This is a genomic window from Enterococcus sp. FZMF, from assembly GCF_030263915.1.
In the GTDB taxonomy this organism is placed as follows: Bacteria; Bacillota; Bacilli; order Lactobacillales; family Enterococcaceae; genus Enterococcus_D; species Enterococcus_D casseliflavus.
Genome location: NZ_CP127160.1, coordinates 2,797,015 through 2,814,532 on the forward strand (window position 1 = coordinate 2,797,015; position 17,518 = coordinate 2,814,532).

Annotated in this window: 16 protein-coding genes; 7 read left to right on the forward strand and 9 right to left on the reverse strand. The window is 41.6% G+C overall.

The features are described 5' to 3' along the window. The first annotated feature begins 1 nt into the window (after window position 1). From QN079_RS13615 to QN079_RS13630, 4 genes are all read left to right on the forward strand, one after another. Window positions 2–976 (forward strand): ABC transporter ATP-binding protein, encoded by a 975-nt coding sequence (locus tag QN079_RS13615; RefSeq protein WP_142964562.1) that lies wholly within the window; start codon window positions 2–4, stop codon window positions 974–976. Beyond that, complete coding sequence (locus tag QN079_RS13620; protein ID WP_010749956.1) at window positions 973–1,776, forward strand: ABC transporter permease; 804 nt, start codon at window positions 973–975, stop codon at window positions 1,774–1,776. The genes QN079_RS13615 and QN079_RS13620 overlap by 4 nt, the downstream gene beginning before the upstream one ends. A 5-nt stretch (window positions 1,777–1,781) precedes the next feature. Continuing rightward, window positions 1,782–2,555 carry an ABC transporter permease gene (locus QN079_RS13625; RefSeq protein ID WP_289229950.1) on the forward strand — a complete coding sequence of 258 codons (774 nt, stop codon included), beginning with the start codon at window positions 1,782–1,784 and terminating at the stop codon, window positions 2,553–2,555. A gap of 220 nt (window positions 2,556–2,775) precedes the next feature. Further along, complete coding sequence (locus tag QN079_RS13630) at window positions 2,776–2,943, forward strand: hypothetical protein (RefSeq protein WP_005234033.1); 168 nt, start codon at window positions 2,776–2,778, stop codon at window positions 2,941–2,943. Window positions 2,944–3,136: 193 nt separating this feature from the next. On the opposite strand, the gene QN079_RS13635 is transcribed toward QN079_RS13630, so the two are convergent. The 4 genes from QN079_RS13635 to murA form a co-directional block, all read right to left on the reverse strand. After that, window positions 3,137–3,763 (reverse strand): restriction endonuclease, encoded by a 627-nt coding sequence (locus QN079_RS13635; protein ID WP_016608429.1) that lies wholly within the window; start codon window positions 3,761–3,763, stop codon window positions 3,137–3,139. Window positions 3,764–4,254: 491 nt separating this feature from the next. Continuing rightward, the gene (locus tag QN079_RS13640; RefSeq protein ID WP_005233979.1) at window positions 4,255–4,518 is read right to left on the reverse strand and encodes a type B 50S ribosomal protein L31; all 264 of its coding nucleotides are present in this window, start codon (window positions 4,516–4,518) and stop codon (window positions 4,255–4,257) included. Window positions 4,519–4,617: 99 nt separating this feature from the next. Next, complete coding sequence (gene rho, locus QN079_RS13645; RefSeq protein WP_005228301.1) at window positions 4,618–5,913, reverse strand: transcription termination factor Rho; 1,296 nt, start codon at window positions 5,911–5,913, stop codon at window positions 4,618–4,620. Window positions 5,914–5,915: 2 nt separating this feature from the next. After that, window positions 5,916–7,175, reverse strand: coding sequence for a UDP-N-acetylglucosamine 1-carboxyvinyltransferase (gene murA, locus QN079_RS13650; RefSeq protein WP_005228299.1), 1,260 nt, complete (start codon window positions 7,173–7,175; stop codon window positions 5,916–5,918). 241 nt (window positions 7,176–7,416) lie between these two features. Here murA and QN079_RS13655 point away from each other — a divergent pair, with 241 nt between their 5' ends. Together QN079_RS13655 and QN079_RS13660 are read left to right on the forward strand one after the other, a co-directional pair. Then, window positions 7,417–8,151 (forward strand): ABC transporter ATP-binding protein, encoded by a 735-nt coding sequence (locus QN079_RS13655; RefSeq protein WP_142964559.1) that lies wholly within the window; start codon window positions 7,417–7,419, stop codon window positions 8,149–8,151. Continuing rightward, the gene (locus tag QN079_RS13660) at window positions 8,135–9,682 is read left to right on the forward strand and encodes a putative ABC exporter domain-containing protein (protein ID WP_289229951.1); all 1,548 of its coding nucleotides are present in this window, start codon (window positions 8,135–8,137) and stop codon (window positions 9,680–9,682) included. The genes QN079_RS13655 and QN079_RS13660 overlap by 17 nt, the downstream gene beginning before the upstream one ends. A 92-nt stretch (window positions 9,683–9,774) precedes the next feature. On the opposite strand, the gene QN079_RS13665 is transcribed toward QN079_RS13660, so the two are convergent. Then, window positions 9,775–10,644, reverse strand: a complete 870-nt coding sequence (locus QN079_RS13665) for a class II fructose-bisphosphate aldolase (protein ID WP_005228297.1) — start codon at window positions 10,642–10,644, stop codon at window positions 9,775–9,777. A gap of 367 nt (window positions 10,645–11,011) precedes the next feature. Between QN079_RS13665 and QN079_RS13670 the strand changes: the two genes are divergently transcribed. Then, window positions 11,012–11,467: a YehR family lipoprotein gene (locus QN079_RS13670; protein ID WP_005233973.1), complete on the forward strand. Its 456-nt coding sequence runs from the start codon at window positions 11,012–11,014 to the stop codon at window positions 11,465–11,467. 262 nt (window positions 11,468–11,729) lie between these two features. On the opposite strand, the gene pyrG is transcribed toward QN079_RS13670, so the two are convergent. The 4 genes from pyrG to QN079_RS13690 all read right to left on the reverse strand — a co-directional run bounded on the left by pyrG (window position 11,730) and on the right by QN079_RS13690 (window position 17,512). Continuing rightward, window positions 11,730–13,337 (reverse strand): CTP synthase, encoded by a 1,608-nt coding sequence (gene pyrG / locus QN079_RS13675; protein ID WP_005228290.1) that lies wholly within the window; start codon window positions 13,335–13,337, stop codon window positions 11,730–11,732. Window positions 13,338–13,861: 524 nt separating this feature from the next. Further along, window positions 13,862–15,493 carry a glycoside hydrolase family 53 protein gene (locus QN079_RS13680; protein WP_289229952.1) on the reverse strand — a complete coding sequence of 544 codons (1,632 nt, stop codon included), beginning with the start codon at window positions 15,491–15,493 and terminating at the stop codon, window positions 13,862–13,864. Between the two features lie 15 nt (window positions 15,494–15,508). Continuing rightward, entirely contained in the window at window positions 15,509–17,182 is a 1,674-nt protein-coding gene (locus QN079_RS13685; protein ID WP_289229953.1) for a PTS lactose transporter subunit IIBC, read from the reverse strand. Window positions 17,183–17,194: 12 nt separating this feature from the next. After that, window positions 17,195–17,512, reverse strand: a complete 318-nt coding sequence (locus tag QN079_RS13690) for a PTS sugar transporter subunit IIA (protein WP_010749967.1) — start codon at window positions 17,510–17,512, stop codon at window positions 17,195–17,197. Window positions 17,513–17,518 lie beyond the last annotated feature (6 nt).

Here is a 17,518-nt window from a genome sequence, read left to right on the forward strand (position 1 = left end):
AATGATCCATGTAGAACACCTCAGCAAGACCTTCCAAGTATCCAAGCGAAAAAGCGGCTTTCGCCAAGCAGCCAAAGCCTTTCTTTCTCGTGAAACCACCACCGTCCATGCGTTGCAAGACATCAGCTTTACCATCAATGAAGGCGAAATGGTTGGCTACATCGGGCCTAATGGTGCTGGAAAAAGTACCACCATCAAAATCATGTGCGGGATTTTGACCCCTGATCAAGGCGTTTGTCACATCAATGGTCGTACGCCTTGGCAAGAACGTATCCAACATGTCAAAGACATCGGCGTCGTCTTCGGGCAACGCAGTCAACTCTGGTGGGATGTGCCCGTCAATGACAGCTTTGATTTGATTCGTGATATCTACAAAGTCGACGCTGCTAGTTATCAACGCAACCTAGAAGAATTAGTCACCTTACTAGATTTAGGTGAGATCTTAAAAACCCCTGCTCGTTCCTTAAGTCTCGGTCAGCGTATGCGCTGTGAGATCGCAGCCTCCTTACTCCATGACCCCAAAATCTTATTTCTTGATGAACCCACCATCGGTTTAGATGCTGTGTCAAAAATCGCCGTGCGTCAGTTCATCAAAAAAAGAAACCAAGAAAAAGGTACCACAGTCATCCTGACGACCCACGATATGCAAGATATCGAGGCGCTGACACAACGAATTCTGTTGATCGGCAAAGGGCAAATTTTGCTAGATGGTCGCCTCGATGAACTAAAGCACCGTTTTTCTGATGTCAAAACGCTGGAGGTCGACTATCAAGGGAATGAGCCCCATCTGCCAGAAAATGTCCAACTTCTTCAAAAAGACGTCGGTCGCCTTGTTCTGAAGCTTGATCCCAAAGAAGTGTCGGTCGCTCAGCTGCTCAGTCTGCTCAGCAGTCAAGTCGAGATCACCGATTTGGCCGTTGCCAGTATCACCGCCGAAGAAATGGTCGCCAAGCTGTATCAGGAGTATCAGATATGAGGAAGTATCAGGCATTTTTCCGCATCCGCTTTATCAATACCTTGCAATACCGCTCGGCGGCAATTGCCGGGATGGCTACGCAACTAGCTTGGGGCTTGATGGAAATTCTGGCATTCCACGCCTTTTACCAAGCAGATCCTAGTGCCTTTCCCATGACCTTTCAACAAACCGTCTCCTATGTTTGGCTCCAGCAAGCCTTCTTGTCTTTATTTATGTTGTGGTTCTTTGAGGCAGAAATTTTCAATACCATCACCACAGGGTCGATCGCCTATGAACTTGTGCGGCCGATGGATCTATACAATCGCTGGTTTTGCCAATCGGCTGCCAATCGCTTAGCAAAAGCCGTCTTGCGTTGCGGACCGATTTTTGTGATTGCCTTTTTACTGCCAGCACCTTATCGTTTAATTCTGCCAGCAAACATCGTTGCCTTGTTCTTGTTTCTTTTGTCCATGGCGCTGAGCTTAGGTGTAGTGATCGCTATGTCGCAGCTGGTCTACATCTCGACTTTTTATACATTATCCTCCATCGGGGTGCGGGTCGTCATCAGCTCCATCGGTGAATTTTTAGCTGGTGGGGTCATTCCTCTGCCTTTCTTTCCGCAGCCTTTTCGCCAATTCGTGGAACTACTGCCTTTTGCTTCCATGCAAAACGTCCCGCTGCGAATTTACAACGGGGATCTGACTGACTTGGCGCTGGTTTCAGCATTGCTCTTACAAGCCTTTTGGCTCGTACTTTTGATCGTGATCGGAAAAATTTGGCTGCAGCAGGCGCTCAAACGTGTCGTTGTGCAAGGAGGTTAAGGAATATGGTTTATTGGCATTATTTTTGTATTCATCTCAAAAGTCAGATGCAGTATAAAGTTTCCTTTGTGTTAACCGCTTTGGGACAATTTCTAGGTTCCTTTACTGCTTTTTTAGGCATTTGGTTTATGTTTACCCGTTTTCATCAAGTGGATGGCTTTACCTTTGAGGAAGTCCTACTTTCCTTTGCAACGGTTTTGTTTGCCTTTTCGATTGCGGAATGCTTCTTTCGCGGGTTCGATCTTTTTCCGCAATTGATCAGTAATGGCGAGTTCGATCGAGCACTCGTGCGCCCTCGCTCCTTGATTTTTCAAGTCTTAGCTTCCAAAATGGAATTCTCGCGTCTCGGCCGTTTTATTCAAGCCTTGCTGTTGTTTGCTTATGCGATTCCTAATAGTGGAATTGCTTGGCATTTTGGAAATGTCCTGACTCTTTTTCTGATGATCGTCTGCGGCGCCCTCTTTTTCGCCCTATTGTTCTTAGTGTATGCCGCCATTTCCTTCTTTACGATCCAAGGACTTGAATTTATGAATATTTTTACCGATGGTGCCCGCGAGTTCGGCCGCTACCCCTTCAGTATCTACGGAAAACACGTCTTGCGTTTATTGACCTACGTCGTGCCGATGGCTTGGTTTCAGTATTATCCGTTTCTGTATGTCATTGGTCGCGTAACTAATCCTTGGTGGATCTTATCACCCTTGGTTTGTCTACTCTTTGCCTTTCCCGCCTTCTTCTTTTGGCGAGTAGGTTTGAAGAACTATATTTCTACGGGTTCGTAAGCCTCCCCCTTATTAAACATCTTGTGGGAAAAGAGCGTCACTTTATGGGTGATGCTCTTTTTTTACTTTCTAATAGTTGTGAAATTGCTTATTCGCTTTTTTGATTGCATAACTACACATGTCTTATGCAGTAAATAATTATTGTTATAAAGACAAAAACTGGCTAGGAAAAGCCGCCAATCTCTGGTAAGATAAATAAAAACGTAAAAGAGGACCAGTTATGGAATATTTAGCGATTTTACTTGTTTTCTTTCTATTGAATGTAGTGATACTTGTACTTGGATTGAAGAAGAAACGAATCATGCTGCTTTTTCTGTCACTCTCTGGTTTATTGTTGGTTTGCTTGATTGCCATTTCTTACGTTTTCTTCTATTCAAATACACTTTAAGTCGTCAAAAACACGGGAAGCTGGCTACGAACCTACCGAAACAACCGGGGCTGTTTTAGTCATTACACCCGACGTATAGGACACGTTTGTTAAAATTAATTTGAGAAAAAAATGACTTTGACATAAGTCGCGAAAAAAGCGTAATGAATAACGGATATCCGTTCATTCATTACGCTTTTTTCTTGTTCTTTTCTCATGATGAATAATTAAACGAGCTATACTCTCCACATGTTTCACAGATATAGTAATAGTTGCGTTTCTTCTTATTGTAAAGTTTCAACTTCTTCCCATTTTTACAACTCTTGCATTCTTCTAATTCAGTCAAGGTTTTATAATAAAATAACTCACTGATCATTTCTGGATAAAAATGCGCAAGCAGCTCAATCAGCTTTTTTCTGTCAACCAACAGTAGATTCTCACCGGCTATTTCTAATGCTTGATCTGTAAAAAAATGTGTAGTGATGAAAAGCCCATTGGGAAACCCTTTGTCTGGAAAAATCCCTTTAAATGCGGCAACAAGTGGCTTACTGATCCGCTCCGTTGTCTTTTGCGGATTCCAAGCTTTACATTGGACCGCTATTGCCTTTTTATTATTAGAAAAAGCATACACATCAATACCACCATCTTTGTAACCATCGATGTTTTGGACGGTATATCCCATCTTTTGTAAAATACATTCAGCAATATAATTCAAATCCTCCGATTTACAGGTTTCTAATTGAGCCACAATCTTTTTCAATTTTTTCGGGTATGTACGTTCATTAAAGTTGCTTAGTTCTGGTAAATTAATAACTTCCTTCTTTTTCTTAAATGAAAACATGTCTCTTCCTTTCTTGATTGTTTTGGATGTGATTAGTTAAAGCTTAGCTAGTAAGTGGTCTTTAATTATGTAGAATAAAACTGGTTCTTAAGAGAGGAAAAATCTACTTTTCTCAAAAAATCGTTTGATTTCGGCGAAATAAGTCAAAATAAGAAACTTATATAGGGATATTATTAATTTAATGATAATTTCATTTAAGCTAAAAGTCAATTGAAGCTTGAATATTCAATAACAATCGAAGGTTAAATCAAATCACTCTTGATCACTGCTTCATTTAAGAAAATTTCTAGATAGGATTCGTTATAGTGCTAATTTCCACATTCTTGTCTCACTGATCTATTGAGTCCTCTTACTTTACTTGTAACAGATTCTGAATGGTTTCTTTCGCTTTAGCAGTTGCGTGTCTATTACCTATAAAAATAAAAAAAGGTTTCCCTCGTAAAAGGGAAACCTCAGAAATGTTGCCGAAACAACATTTGCAGTTATTTGTCTTATTCTGCAGCGTTTGTGTCTTTGAGACCGTATTTTTTGTTGAAACGGTCCACACGTCCGTCTGCTTGTGTGAATTTTTGACGTCCAGTGTAGAATGGATGTGAATCAGAAGTTACTTCGACACGGATCAATGGATACGTGTTGCCGTCTTCCCACTCAACAGTTTCTTGAGAATTCTTTGTAGAACCTGATAAGAATTTGAAACCAGTAGTTGAGTCCATGAATACAACTGGATGATAATCTGGATGGATATCTTGTTTCATTTCTTCTTCTCTCCTTTGCCCTGGCTCATTTGCTTCACCAGAGTTGATTTGTCGATTTTACAACATGACTATCTTACCATGTTTGGTTTTTAGATGCAATTATCTTTTTATATTTCTTTTTTGCCGTTTGTCTCCGAAATGGACATCATGAAAAGCCGCTAAAAACTCTTCATTGTTCTTCGTTTTACGCAAGAATTGAATGAATTGTTCTGTGAACTCCAAGGAATCCCCCAACATGTTGTTGCGTAAGCGCCAGGTTTCTTCCAATTGCTCGCTGCTCATCAGCAATTCCTCTTTACGGGTACCAGATTTCTTGATGTCGATCGCTGGGAAGATCCGACGTTCTGCTAAGCTGCGAGAAAGCTGCAGCTCCATATTGCCGGTTCCTTTAAACTCTTCATAGATGACATCATCCATGCGGCTGCCGGTATCCACCAGTGCGGTGGCAAGAATCGTCAAACTGCCGCCTTCTTCAATATTACGGGCAGCACCAAAAAATTTCTTTGGTTTGTACAAAGCAGCTGGATCGATCCCGCCGCTTAGTGTACGTCCGCTTGGAGGTACCACTAAGTTGTAGGCTCTTGCCAAACGAGTGATACTATCCATCAGAATCACGACATCACGCTTGTCTTCTACCAAACGCATCGCCCGTTCTAGTACCAATTCAGAAACACGGGTATGGTTGCTAGGCTGCAGGTCAAAGGTTGAAGAAACAACATCGCCTTTGACACTGCGTTCCAGATCAGTCACTTCTTCTGGGCGCTCGTCGATCAAAAGAACGATCAATTCCACCTCAGGATAGTTGTCAGTGATCCCATTGGCAATTTCTTTCAAGATACTGGTTTTCCCAGCTTTAGGCGGAGCAACGATCAGTCCCCGTTGTCCAAAACCCACTGGCGACAGCATGTCGATCATCCGCGTAGAAAGGCGTCCTGACGTTGTTTCCAATTTTAAATGACGATTCGGATAAAGCGGCGTCAGCGCTGGAAAATGCGGACGCTCTTTGGCATCTTCTGGATCTTTGCCATTAACAGACTCAACGTGCATCAATCCATAATAGCGCTCAGATTCCTTGGGCGGGCGCGCCTTACCGGCGACTTTATCACCATTACGCAAACTAAACCGACGAATCTGTGATGAAGAAATATAGATATCTTCTGCACTCGGTCCGTAGTTGATTGGGCGTAAAAAACCGTAGCCTTCTTGGCCTACGATATCCAAGATTCCTTCCATATAAAAGAAGCCTTGTTTTTCCGCCTGCGCCCGTATCACAGCCAATGACAATTCTTTTTTATTCATCTGGCTGTAATAAGGAATTCGAAACTCTTTGGCAAAGGTGTAGATTTCTTTTAAGGTTTTGTTTTCCAACTCTGCCATCGTAAGATAATCGCTCATAATTACTCCTCTATCATTTGAATATCAGCTCCAAGAGCCGTTAGTTTTTCGATGATATGATCATAGCCGCGCAAAATATACTCGACATTAAAGACGCTGGTCGTGCCAGTCGCCATCAATCCGGCAATGACAAGACAAGCTCCTGCTCGCAAATCAGAAGCGACAACTTCTGCTCCGTGCAATTGGCTCGGTCCGCTAACAAAAATCATGTTGCCTTCTGTCGTTGCTTGTGCGCCCATCCGTGCTAATTCAGGAATATGGTTGACCCGTTTGGCGTAAATCGTGTCCATGATCTCCGATGTTCCGTTTGCTTTTAACAATAATGGTGTGATCGGCTGTTGCAGGTCTGTGGCAAATCCTGGATAAGGATAGGTTTTCACAGTCGCTGGTTTCAAGTCTTTTGAGGGATGCACATAGATTTCATCTTCGCTGATATCCATTCGCACGCCGATTTCTTCCAATTTCGCAATGTAGCTTTCTAGATGCTCATAAATCACATTTTTGACAGTAATGCCTTCCCCCGCTGCTGCGGCTAAAGAAAGGTAGGTTCCTGCTTCGATCCGGTCTGGAATGATGGAATGACGACAACCGTGCAATTCTTCCACGCCTTCGATACGAATTTCATTGGTACCTGCACCTCTGATTTTCGCTCCCATATTATTTAAAAGGGTCGCAACATCAATGATCTCAGGTTCTCGTGCGGCATTTTCAATGATCGTTTTGCCTTTGGCTTTTACTGCTGCCAGCATCACATTGATGGTTGCTCCGATGGAGACCATATCTAGGAAGATTCGTTCGCCAGTCAAGCCTTCTTCTTCGGTACGCAAATACATGGCACCATGTTCATTGGTGACTTTTGCGCCAAGTGCTTCGAAGCCTTTAATATGCAAATCGATTGGTCGCGGGCCTAAGAAGCAGCCGCCAGGCAATCCAACGACGCCTTCACCAAACTTCGCCAACAATGCCCCCATGAAATAGTAAGAAGCTCGTAGACTGTTGATTTTTCCGTTAGGCATCGGGATCGAAACGATGTTTGTCGGATCGATCTCTAGCGTATTGTTTTCAAAATGGGTCTTCACACCCATGATTTCGATAATCTCAATTAATGAGTGCACATCTTGGATGTCAGGCACTCCTTCTAAAATGACCGGTGAATCAGCTAAGATCGCTGCCGGGATCAATGCGACTGCACTGTTTTTTGCGCCGCTAATGGTGACTTCACCTTTTAAGGGACGATTGCCGTTGATGACAATTTTTTTCATGGAATTCCACCTATACTCTTTTTTAATTTATGTGTATCATTCCAATTTTAGCACAGATCACTCAAAGAAAAAAGATGCAGGATATTTTATAAGTCAAAATAAGAAAACGGGTTTTTTAGTCTTTAAAGCGATTTTACACGATACTTGTTTTAAGAATATTGATAAATATTCCGAACTTCGATACACTTATTAAAAAACAGCAGATTTTTTTAGAAAATGAACGCATTAAGGAGAAGAATAAATGATTGAAGTAAAAAATTTGGTGAAGGATTATGGCAAAGTTTTAGGCGCTGACCATATCTCACTGTCGGCACCCCCCGGTCAATTAACTGTTTTGCTAGGGGCAAACGGGGCTGGAAAATCAACAACGATCAAAAGCATCATCGGATTATTAAAGTTTAAAGGAGAAGTCACCATTTGTGGTCATGATAACCTCAGCGTTGAAGCGAAACGGCTTTTTGCTTATATTCCTGAAACGCCTGTGCTTTTCGAGCTATTAACGATACAAGAGCATATTGATTATATCGGCAATGCCTATAATTTACCAAATTACCAAGAGACGGCTGCTTATTACCTCAAATCGTTTCACCTTGACCACAAAAGAAAAACGATCGCCAAAGAGCTTTCTAAAGGTATGCGGCAGAAAGTCTCAATGATTCTTGCGCTAATGACGGAACCGAAGGCACTGCTGGTCGATGAGCCGATGATGGGTCTTGATCCAACAAGTATTCAAGAAACATTGAATATCCTGGCTTCCCTGAAAGAAAAAGGAACTAGCATTTTATTGAGCACGCATATCATTGATATGGTGGATGACATCTGGGATCGTGCGTATATTTTAAAAGAAGGCAAAGTCGTAGCTGAAACAATAAAAGCAAGCCAATCGGAACCGCTGAAAGAACTGTTTTTCCGAGTCAATCAATCCCACATTGAACAGCAAGAGGGGGCTTTTAAAACAGATGAACTCATTGATTAACTTAACTTTTTTAAAAGCAAAAGGTTTGGTGCGGTATTATCTTAGCAAACCCCTCTCGGCAACGATCCTCATCATTGCATTGGTCTTCTTGCTTTTACCAAGTTTCGGCATCTTTTTTTCTAATCACGAAATGCCAATGACAAGCCAAGACCTTTCAGTACCCAACCTGATCATTTCCGCAATCGTGTCAGGCTTTCTGATAATCAGCTTGTTTTCAAAAAAACAAGCACTTTTTTACCATGTAGACGCCCATTTTTTATTTATCGGTCCCTATTCCATCAAACAGATCCTCGGGTATACGATACTCTTTAGCTTTTCTCAAAGCGTGTCTGCTTCCGTCGGCATAGTTTTATTCTTTTATGTCATTCTTGGACAATTGTTTTCATTCACCCTTGTTTCCCTTCTCTACCTCTTTTGGAGTACGTTTTTAATTTTCTTTTTCTGGGAATTGGTGACGGCAATTTGGTATATCAATGAATTGGTTCAGGAAAGAAAAACGTATTTGCGCTTGCTGTTTGCCACTGCTGCCGTTCTTGGTATGCTTGGCTTTGTGGGCTTCAGCTATTTAACAACACATAGCTGGTTAGAAACCTTTTATTCTTTGACAGACAACACGTTCTTTTATTTTATTCCCATCATTGGTTGGGGAAAATGGCTAACCGATGGCTACTCTAGTCAAAACCTAGCACACCTTCTACTGAGCAATAGTTTCTACCTTTTGAGCTGTCTATTGTTGATTTTGCGTTTATGCACACTTAGAGGGTACTTCTTTGAACAAGCCATTCAAGATTCTGAGGAAGCAAGCAAAATGCTACAAGAAGCGCTGGATGGAAAAACCGATGACCCAACGAAAGTAAGTGATGCCACTATTTCTTATCGTAAATTAGCAGGCGCTTCCCTATCAAAAAATATTTTATTGATGAAAAAGAAAAAAAAGGTCTTCTCTTCTAATGAAAAGATACGACTAGGAACCTTGATACTCTTTATGTTTCTTTTCAAAGATATTTATGCGGTCGCACTAATCATCTGGCTTACATTGTTCAGTTTAGTCAACGAAACCGGGATGGAGGAGGAAATGAAAAGCATTTATATTTACCTGATTCCAGATTCTTCTGCCAAAAAAATGTTTTATACGCTTTTGATTCCATTTATAAAAACAGCAATGATCCTTGTGCTGCCACTGGTAGTACATTTGCTCTTTTCAGGACCACCGCTCTTCTTATGGCTAAAAGTGACACTTGTCCTATTCTCCTTCTTAATGGTCTTTTTTGTAGGCAATCTTCTTGCTATTCGTTGGTTGAAAGACCGCAACAATCTTTTAACAAAAGGATTGATTCGTTACATGGTGATGCTGACAGCCTGTGTGCCGATCCTACTGATTCTTGGAGGGATGTATATACTGAATCCCCCACTACTCGAAAATATCACCTTGATTGCTAGTGTTCTAATTATCTGTAATGTGTTAACAGCAAGTATTGGTGGCTATTTCTGTTTGGATCTACTTAATGGCAATGGGCTTTATTCGGAATAACATACGTGATAATGTAATTCACTCGACATCTTATCTATATCAAAAAAACCGCTGGAAAATATGCTTTCCAGCGGTTTTCGTTCATTATAAGATTAAGCTTTACCAGCTGAACCGAACCAGTCGATGTGTTCTTCTGCATCTTTAACGATTGCAGCAACACCTGGTGCTAATAATTTACGAGGGTCGAATCCTTTACCTTCTTTATCTTTGCCAGCTTCGATGTATTCACGAGTTGCTTTAGCAAATGATAATTGGAATTCAGTATTTACGTTTACTTTAGAAACACCCATTGAGATTGCTTTTTCGATTTGGTCTTGAGGAATACCAGAACCACCGTGTAATACTAATGGTACATCAGAACCTACTGCATCAGCGATTGCTTGTAAGTGGTCAAAAGCAAGGCCTTTCCAGTTTTCAGGGTATTGACCGTGAATGTTACCAATTCCGCAAGCTAGGTAATCAATACCAGTTGCAACCATTTGTTTACATTCTTCGATGTCAGCTAATTCGCCAGAACCGATGATTCCATCTTCTTCTCCGCCGATTGAACCAACTTCACACTCAACAGAAACGCCTTTTGCGTGTGCTTTTTCGACAACTTCTTTAGCCAATTTCAAGTTTTCTTCAAATGGTAAGTGGGAGCCATCAAACATAACAGAAGTGTAACCAACTTCGATACATTCCATTGCTGCATCATAATCACCGTGGTCTAAGTGGATTGCAACTGGAACAGTGATGTTCATTGAATCAACCAAGTTTGTAACGATGTCTTTAGCAACTTTGTATCCGCCCATATATTTGGCAGCACCCATTGAAGTTTGGATTAGAACTGGCGCTTTTTTCGCTTCAGCAGCTTTTAAAATCGCTTGTGTCCATTCTAAGTTGTTTGTGTTGAATCCGCCGACTGCATATCCGCCTTGACGAGCAGCTTTTAAGAATTCAGCTCCTGATACTACTGGCATAAAAAATTCCTCCTAAGTTTTGAAAAACTTTATTTGTTAAGCAATGCTTAACCGACAATGCTATTTTAGCAAAGATTTGCGGTATTTGCTACTAAAAAGAGGAATTTCTCTTTTCAAAAAAAGATTGCACAAATATAAAAACCCAGCATTTTCATCATCTTTTCTGAAAGTCTAGGATTCTGTAAGGTTTTGCTCTTCTGTCTGCGGTCGTTAGATAACAAATCGGCATGTGAAAATTCGAGAAAAATTTCACATATTTTTTGTTATTTTATCATAATCTTCCAGCAAATCCTTTCCTCTTCTCTTTTGAGCATAAGAATAGCCTTGTGAAAGCGGCTATATTATTATGTAAAAAAGGAGGGATAAAATGAAAAAAGCGCTTATTGGATTTTTGGCAGTCATCGGAGTTCTTTTCTTGGCAAGCTGTAGCTCGGGGGCCAAGGAAGAAACCAAAACATTCACAATGGATCAAAATGGAGTTTCGATGGAACTGGTCTTCACTTATGAAGGCGATAAAGTAAAAACTCAGACTGCGAACAATGTCATGCCTTATTCAGCGATCGGGGTAACGACTAAAGAAGAAGCACAAACCGTGCTTGATCCGATCGCAGAACAGTATCAGCAAGTCAAAGGGTTGGACTATTCCCTCGACTATACAGATAGTGAAGCGACTGAATCCTTGACCATCAATTATGATGAGTTGGATTATGATTCAGCGAAACAATTGCCTGGGGTTAGTTTCGAAGGAAACACTGAAAATGGGATCAGCATGGAACGTACAGAGGAAATGCTCTTAGACCAAGGGTATAAGCTAAAAGAATAATCCTCTCTAGGCACCAGCAAATCAACATGGGTTTCCGCTGGCGGATTTCACTCGAACTGTTAGCGAAAAAAATAATGCATCAGCCAGAAACTTCCGGTCGTTTTGACGGAAGTTTTTTGTGTGCAGAAACAGATACCTTCTACCAACGCTCACGCAAGTTTCAACCTTTTATGGATTACTGGGATGGCGTAACTCAAAAAAACTCCCCATCTTGAGATGAGGAGTTTCGCACATTCATTTCTTGGTTTCCCGCTAGCGATTATTATGCTTGGCGGTTGTCTAATGAAGCTCCAACAAATGCTTTGATCAAGCGTTGTGGGCGAGTTGGACGAGAAATCAATTCTGGGTGGAATTGGCAACCCACGAAGAATTTGTTTTCTGGGATCTCAACGATCTCAACCAAACGATTGTCTGGTGATACACCTGAGAAAACCATCCCGTTTGCTTCAAAGATTTCACGGTATTTGTTGTTGAATTCATAACGATGACGGTGACGTTCTTGAACAACCTCTTCTCCGTCATAAGCTGCAGCTGTTTTGGTACCTTTTTTCACTTTACATGGGTACAAGCCTAAGCGCAATGTCCCACCTAAGTTTTCGATGTTTTCTTGGTCAGCCATCAAATCAATGATGTTGTTGGCTGTTTCAGGATCGGTTTCTGCGGAATTGGCATTTTCCAAGCCAACGACATTGCGGGCATATTCCACACAAGCCATTTGCATCCCTAGACAAATCCCTAAGAATGGTACATCGTTTTCCCGAGCATATCGGATCGCTTCGATTTTTCCTTCAATCCCGCGATCACCGAATCCACCAGGAACGAGAATACCGTCTACTTCACCTAAGTAAGAATCCACGTTTTCTCGTGTGATTTCTTGGGCTTTGATCCAATCGATCTCGATATCTGCATCAAAGGCAAAGCCAGAATGTTTCAAGGCTTCAACAACTGATAGATAAGCATCTGGCAATTCCACGTATTTTCCAACTAATGCGATGCGTACTTTTTTCTTCAAATTCAGTACCTTTTCTTCCAATGCTTGCCATTCAGTCATGTCAGCAGCTGGTGCAGTCAGTTTCAAATGATCACACACGATTTGATCCATGCCTTGCGCTTGCAGTGCCAATGGGATCGAATAAAGGGTCTCAACGTCACGAGATTCGATCACGGCTTCTGGTGCCACGTCACAGAATTGGGCCAATTTGTTTTTCGTTGATTGTCCTACGGGTTGTTCTGTACGAACGACCAAGATATTTGGTTGAATCCCCAAGCCGCGCAGTTCCTTCACACTGTGTTGAGTCGGTTTGGTTTTCATTTCGCCCGCTGCTTTCAAATAAGGAATCAGCGTGGTGTGGATGTACATCACATTGTCTGAACCTACGTCTGCTTTCATTTGACGCAAAGCTTCTAGAAATGGCAATGATTCAATATCCCCTACTGTACCGCCGACTTCTGTAATGATCACATCTGAATCAGTCATTTTGGCTGCCCGCATGATTTTTTCTTTGATCTCGTTGGTGATATGCGGGATCACTTGAACAGTCGCGCCTAAGTATTCTCCTTTACGCTCTTTCCGCAAAACTTCTGAATAGATTTTTCCAGTTGTTACATTTGAGTATTTGTTCAAATTGATATCGATAAAGCGTTCATAGTGACCTAAGTCTAAGTCGGTCTCTGCTCCATCATCGGTTACGAATACTTCACCATGTTGGTATGGGCTCATCGTTCCTGGATCGACGTTGATGTACGGATCGAATTTTTGAATCGTTACTTTCAAGCCGCGATTTTTCAACAGACGTCCTAATGATGCTGCTACGATCCCTTTACCAATAGAAGAAACCACACCGCCGGTTACAAAAATATATTTTGTCATAAACTGAAAAACTCCTTTAATCTATTTTACAGGAAAAGCATTTAGAAAATAATAAAAGCTCCCTATCCATAAATGAATAGGGAGCGAAAATTCTAAATCACTTTCTGACTCTTGTAAAGAGTGCCCAAACAGAATGATACATTCTCACCTAGCAAATGTCAAGAAAACTTTATTTGATTTTTTCAGAAAAAAACGAAGTTTCCAGACAAAGGCTTTACTTATCGATACCGCTGGTTCCTTCTTTTTCACGACTAAGTTCTATGGTTATTCTTTCTTAAACAACCTTCATGTTTTCTGCACAACTTTTTGCAAATTTTTCATTGCTTCTTACGAAATCGTTGAACTCTCTTTGGCATAATACAAAGTGTAGATGAAGTCTGGCGCTTTACTCGTTTTGGTAAAAATGATCGGAACGTATTTCTGGTTATTTTTGGCAAAGACGAGGTGCAGGTTCGATTCCTGCCTTCTACGCTAGTGATGCGGTTGAAGGGGAGCACTGAGGATCAATCGCAGCAATCCTTAGACTATTGTTTCACCAATGAAACAAAATCAACGTTCGTCCAAGCATTTGCTGAAGCCTTGCTGTAAACCCCGATTTCACAAGCACCTGTTGTAATTGGAATGTCTTTGATTGTAATTTTTGTCCATTCACTTGTTTTAACAACCGCAGTATTTAGTTCCGCTCCACCATAATTTTTGATATATAACTGATTGGTATCAAACTCTCCCCCAGACATTACATAGGCACTCAATGTGTAAGTTCCATCGCTGATGCCACTAACATTTTGATAAGCTGATGCCTCGTAAGCTTGGTCCTGCCAAAAAGTTAATTTGTAGTCTCCAAAAAAAGTCCCAGCTTCCGTTTTGATCGTACCTTCAGCTGTTCCTTGTTGAAACCACGTTTGCCAATCGGAAGGACTGGTCGTTGGTCCATCGCTCTCGAAACTTGCATTTTTAACCAGATTTGTTTGCGCCCCTGCTTGTTTAAACGCACGCAAGCTTGGCAAGGCGTTTCCAGCAAAATCAAACATCGCTTGGTTGTCCCATTCGTTTCCCATAGTAGATTGAACACCGAGATAATTCATACCTGCTTGTGTTGCCCAACTCACGTTTCCGTTGTACCAAAGAGGTTCCCAATAAAAGAAGCCCGCCCCGCGATCATTCGGCACCGCTTGAATACGATCGGCTAGATCCAGCAAATACTCTGCTTGTCCTGACGGTGTTGGTTCATATCCCCCCGCCGCTGCTTCGGCTTCGCCAAAGGCATTTGGCATAGTATCTGCATTCGCTGTTGTATGCCCATAAGCTGTTTCAACTACGATCACTTCTTTGCCATACCGTTGACTGATCGTATTCATATTGGTTTGAAGTTCATTCATTGAACCGTGCCAATACGGATAATACGATACTCCAATTAAATCAAATGACACACCCCGACTGGTGATTTCATCAAACCACCAAGTAAATGCTCCTGTATCGCCACCATCAGCTAAGTGGAGCATTACTGGAGTTGTTTTAGGTTGAGTGTCTCGAACAGCTTGGACACCAGACTTCAAAAAAGTAGCCAATCGATCAAACTCTCCCCCGTCTTCTCCCCAAGACTTGCCATAAGGCCAGAGCATTCCACTATTCAGTTCATTGCCGATCTGAACCATATCAGGATAAACGTCTAGCTGCTTCATTTCCGACAGAACGTTCTTTGTATAGTCATACAATGCCGTATTCATTTCTTCAAAGGTCAGATCTTGCCACGCTTTAGGAACATTCTGTTTCCCAGGATCAACCCAAAAATCACTGTAATGGAAATCTAGCAACACGTTGAGTCCATGACTTTTTGCTCGTTTTGCAAGGGCAATCGTCGTTTCCAGATCATTTGTCCCTGCCCCATAACTTTCTCCGTTACTATTATAAGGATCCTGCCACAAACGCAGTCGAACATAGTTGACACCATTATTTTTTAGAATCTCTAAGGCATCTTTTGAAATACCATCTTCATAATATTTTGCACCAGATTTTTCCATATCTGACAAGATCGAAATATCTGCTCCGCGAATAAACTCGCTGGCAGATGCTTCAACTGTTTTTGAAACAGCCCCCAAAGTCCCTATCACAGCTGCAAATAAAGCGACTTTACGCAACCAAGCTCCCTTTTTCATTCATTTGCTCCTCCTTTATTGAAATTGGTTCAGAATAAATTGAACGGCTTTTTCAGGATCTCTCGTTAATCCGATATATTCTGCTCCTTTTGTCGCAACCAGCTTGATTCCTAAGCGATCGGTATCTTCTTTGATATCATCATAATAAGAATTGACTTGCGGTGCTAAGACCACCATATCAAAATCCTGCAGCATTTCGTAATGAGAACCATAAGCACCCGCCATTGCACTGATCGGTGCTTTCGATTCAGATGCGCCTTCTTTTAAAGCATTAGCTAACATCGCACTTGTCCCTGCTCCAGCACAAAGCACCAACACATTGATTTCTTTATTTGTATCGCTGATAATTTGGCTCGCTGCCTCAGGTACTTCCTCACGTATAGCAGCAGAAGCACCTTCTTCGGTTGCGATCACTTCCGCTTTTTGTGCTTCTTGCTCTACTAAAACAGCATCGTATGCTTTACAAAATGGTAGATAGATCAGGAAGTCAACGACGATTAGAACCGCTGCTAAAACAAAGGCTAACACCCCCATGCCCGTTCCTAGAACCAGACCGATCGGTGCCGGAGTTGCCCAAGGTAAAACGTACATAAAACTGTTCATGCCTAGCACATCGACAAAAAACTTAAACAAGCAAACGTTTACAACTGGTGTTAACAAAAACGGAATGAAAAAATAAGGATTCAAAATCATGGGTGCTGCAAACAACAATGGTTCATTGACAGCAAAACTTACTGGAATAAAGGAAGCTTTCCCGACTGCCTTCAATTGTTTAGACTTAGCAAAGAGTAAGAAGATAAAAGGAACGACCAATGTGGCCCCAGTTCCTCCCATAGTTCCTACAAAATTTCCTAAACCGACTGTCAGTACTTTTGAAGCTTGCTCACCGGAATTGAACAATTGCAGATTGGTTTCCACATTGGCATAGATAATTGCTGCAATTGCTGGTTCCACGATCGACGGTCCATGAACACCGACAAACCAAAATAGCGCCATCGCTCCCCAGATGATAGCGATTCCTAAATAACCGTCGGCTGCTGTGAATAATGGCTGCAGCACAGTAATGATTGCTTCTGCAAATGAGATTTGGAAAATTTGCCGAATACCTAAATCAATTAAAACGGCCGCAAATACTGAAAAAGAGAAAGGAAAAATATCTCGGAAGGTTTGCGAAATCGTACCAGGAACTTCTTTAGGCATCTTAATGGTAATATCTTTCAGCACACAAAACTTATATAAATTAACTGTTAAAAATGCAGCGACAAAGGACGCCAATAGCCCCTTTGTCCCCATGTATTCCGTTGAAAATCCGCCTTCGATCGGAGAGACGCTTAACAACAGGAAACTTACCACAGAAGCCAGCATCACAGAAGTCGTGTTGATCACTTTGTTTTTCGGTAAGCGGCGATTCATCGAATCAGCCAAGCAGCGAGCAGTGGTTGCTGAAACAAGTAACCCTACAACCCCCATCGAATAATTATAGATTTTCCACAACCAAGTGGAGACAGCTTCAGGCCATTGGTAACCAAAAATCTCAGGAACCGCAGCAATCAAAATGAATATGCTTGAGAATAAAATAGCCGGCATCGCTGTTAAAAATCCGTCACGAACGGCTCCCAGATAATTATTGCGTGAGATTTTTTCAAAAAACGGTTTTCCTTTTTCGATTTGTTTAATGATTCCATCCATAGCGTTCTTCTCCTATCCTTGATTCTGCTTGTACAGTGCAATAAAGTCTTGAATCAGATCCCTCAGCAACAATGTGGTCATTAAATGATCCTGTCCATGGATAAAAATGAATCCCATCTCCATCTCTTTTCCCGATGCTTCTTCCGCTAAAATTTTCGTTTGCGAATTGTGTGCAAGGGTTAAATTTTCGTCGGCTTCTTTCAGTGCTGAATCAACATGCTCAAAGTTCCCTTGTCTTACTTCTTTCAATAATTTTAATAATGTACTGCGAGCGTCCCCTGAATAAGCAACGATCTCAAAACCAAGCATTTGTAATTCCTCTTTATTCATCTTTTC

What these genes read in the sequence shown, in the direction of transcription:
- QN079_RS13615 (WP_142964562.1), top strand. Translation starts at nt 2, where the DNA reads ATGATCCATGTAGAACACCTCAGCAAGACCTTCCAAGTATCCAAGCGA.
- QN079_RS13620 (WP_010749956.1), top strand. Translation starts at nt 973, where the DNA reads ATGAGGAAGTATCAGGCATTTTTCCGCATCCGCTTTATCAATACCTTG.
- QN079_RS13625 (WP_289229950.1), top strand. Translation starts at nt 1,782, where the DNA reads ATGGTTTATTGGCATTATTTTTGTATTCATCTCAAAAGTCAGATGCAG.
- QN079_RS13630 (WP_005234033.1), top strand. Translation starts at nt 2,776, where the DNA reads ATGGAATATTTAGCGATTTTACTTGTTTTCTTTCTATTGAATGTAGTG.
- QN079_RS13635 (WP_016608429.1), bottom strand. Translation starts at nt 3,763, where the DNA reads ATGTTTTCATTTAAGAAAAAGAAGGAAGTTATTAATTTACCAGAACTA.
- QN079_RS13640 (WP_005233979.1), bottom strand. Translation starts at nt 4,518, where the DNA reads ATGAAACAAGATATCCATCCAGATTATCATCCAGTTGTATTCATGGAC.
- rho (WP_005228301.1), bottom strand. Translation starts at nt 5,913, where the DNA reads ATGAGCGATTATCTTACGATGGCAGAGTTGGAAAACAAAACCTTAAAA.
- murA (WP_005228299.1), bottom strand. Translation starts at nt 7,175, where the DNA reads ATGAAAAAAATTGTCATCAACGGCAATCGTCCCTTAAAAGGTGAAGTC.
- QN079_RS13655 (WP_142964559.1), top strand. Translation starts at nt 7,417, where the DNA reads ATGATTGAAGTAAAAAATTTGGTGAAGGATTATGGCAAAGTTTTAGGC.
- QN079_RS13660 (WP_289229951.1), top strand. Translation starts at nt 8,135, where the DNA reads ATGAACTCATTGATTAACTTAACTTTTTTAAAAGCAAAAGGTTTGGTG.
- QN079_RS13665 (WP_005228297.1), bottom strand. Translation starts at nt 10,644, where the DNA reads ATGCCAGTAGTATCAGGAGCTGAATTCTTAAAAGCTGCTCGTCAAGGC.
- QN079_RS13670 (WP_005233973.1), top strand. Translation starts at nt 11,012, where the DNA reads ATGAAAAAAGCGCTTATTGGATTTTTGGCAGTCATCGGAGTTCTTTTC.
- pyrG (WP_005228290.1), bottom strand. Translation starts at nt 13,337, where the DNA reads ATGACAAAATATATTTTTGTAACCGGCGGTGTGGTTTCTTCTATTGGT.
- QN079_RS13680 (WP_289229952.1), bottom strand. Translation starts at nt 15,493, where the DNA reads ATGAAAAAGGGAGCTTGGTTGCGTAAAGTCGCTTTATTTGCAGCTGTG.
- QN079_RS13685 (WP_289229953.1), bottom strand. Translation starts at nt 17,182, where the DNA reads ATGGATGGAATCATTAAACAAATCGAAAAAGGAAAACCGTTTTTTGAA.
- QN079_RS13690 (WP_010749967.1), bottom strand. Translation starts at nt 17,512, where the DNA reads ATGAATAAAGAGGAATTACAAATGCTTGGTTTTGAGATCGTTGCTTAT.